This window comes from Ligilactobacillus pobuzihii E100301 = KCTC 13174 (assembly GCF_000349725.1).
Taxonomy (GTDB): domain Bacteria; phylum Bacillota; class Bacilli; order Lactobacillales; family Lactobacillaceae; genus Ligilactobacillus; species Ligilactobacillus pobuzihii.
Map to the genome: position 1 here is coordinate 55,472 of NZ_KB714688.1, position 1,304 is coordinate 56,775.

The following is a 1,304-nucleotide window of genomic DNA, read 5'->3' on the forward strand; positions in this document are numbered from 1 at the left end:
TTTGGTGCCTCCATGGTCATGATCGGCTCCTTATTTGCCGGACATACCGAAACTCCTGGTGATGTCGTAGAAGAAAATGGGCAAAAATTCAAAACTTACTTTGGTTCGGCTTCACAATACCAAAAAGGTGAATATAAGAATGTGGAAGGCAAAAAATTATTGGTCCCATATCGTGGCAGTATTGCCAATACTTTACGTGAAATGCAAGAAGATCTACAGTCTTCAATTTCTTATTCTGGCGGTCGTTCTTTAAAAGCCCTACGCAAGGTTGATTACGTGATCGTCAAGAATTCGATTTTTAACGGCGATACCATCTAAAATAAAGAGCGGAGCGTGGCGTTTTGAAGGTGAGCACTAATTGACTAGCTGGGTATAATGCGTTTTTGGCATTAGAGCCAGCTAGTTAGTTAGGTACAACCTTCTGCCAGGCGAAGCTCATTTAAAATAAGACTGGGACAAAACGTTTCTAGTTTAATAAAAAAGAAACACGGGATTTTCTAACTTTTGGAAAATTTCGTGTTATTTCTTTATCAAAAATAGTTTTGTCCCAGTCCCATCCTTAATTACCAGACATCACTTACCAAAGGTGATCACGGTCCCAACGTGTACATCAGGCTCACCGTGTGGACGTAAATAAATGGAATTCGGCCGCGGATCTGTCGGAACTTCATGAAAGTCGAAAATAGTATGTCCGATCGACATCAGATTGCTTTCAACCAACGGACCCACATAAGTGATCTCATACTCTTGTTCATCAAACGTAACTTTTTGACCCACTGTTAAATCATAATTTTGTTCAAAATCAGCAAGTTTCTCATGGATCATCGAAACATCTCGTAATTTATCCGAAGCGGAGTCGTCAAATAAAATGATCAACCCATCTTCTTTTGAACCAGCATTTTTTCCGATTGACGTGACCCTAGTCTTAAGCATAATACTAACCTCTTTCAAAAAAACATTTTCATTTATTATTTTAGCATTAATAAGTACGTAAAAACTCTTTCACCGTAATTATTTGTCTGATAAATTTTACCTAAAAATAATCCGTAAACAAAGACGCCAACCTTTTTGAATGCTATACTTTAACTTGATAACATGAAAGGAAGTGGCTAAGCATTTTATGAAAGAACAAATCTTTTTTGGTACGTATACCCGCAAAACCAGCCAGGGTATATATTCAGCATATTTAGACACAGAGCAAAGTAAAATCAGCGATCCACAACTCGCAGTTAAAATCGGTGGGCCAACTTACGTGCGGCTGACACAAAACGATGATTTAATTGCGATCACTTCTGCCGGCGGAC

The 1,304-nt window shown here is 38.5% G+C and carries 3 protein-coding genes; 2 read left to right on the forward strand and 1 reads right to left on the reverse strand.

The features are described from left to right. On the forward strand, positions 1–318 hold a 318-nt coding region (locus LACPOB_RS12950; protein ID WP_040532675.1), incomplete at its 5' end, for an IMP dehydrogenase. Between the two features lie 255 nt (positions 319–573). Here LACPOB_RS12950 and LACPOB_RS0102950 read toward each other — a convergent pair. Then, on the reverse strand, positions 574–933 hold the full coding sequence (locus LACPOB_RS0102950) for a PTS glucitol/sorbitol transporter subunit IIA (RefSeq protein WP_017867345.1): 360 nt from the start codon (positions 931–933) through the stop codon (positions 574–576). Positions 934–1,120: 187 nt separating this feature from the next. Between LACPOB_RS0102950 and LACPOB_RS12955 the strand changes: the two genes are divergently transcribed. Beyond that, on the forward strand, positions 1,121–1,304 hold a 184-nt coding region (locus LACPOB_RS12955; RefSeq protein ID WP_152416261.1), incomplete at its 3' end, for a beta-propeller fold lactonase family protein.

What these genes read in the sequence shown, in the direction of transcription:
- LACPOB_RS0102950 (WP_017867345.1), bottom strand. Translation starts at nt 933, where the DNA reads ATGCTTAAGACTAGGGTCACGTCAATCGGAAAAAATGCTGGTTCAAAA.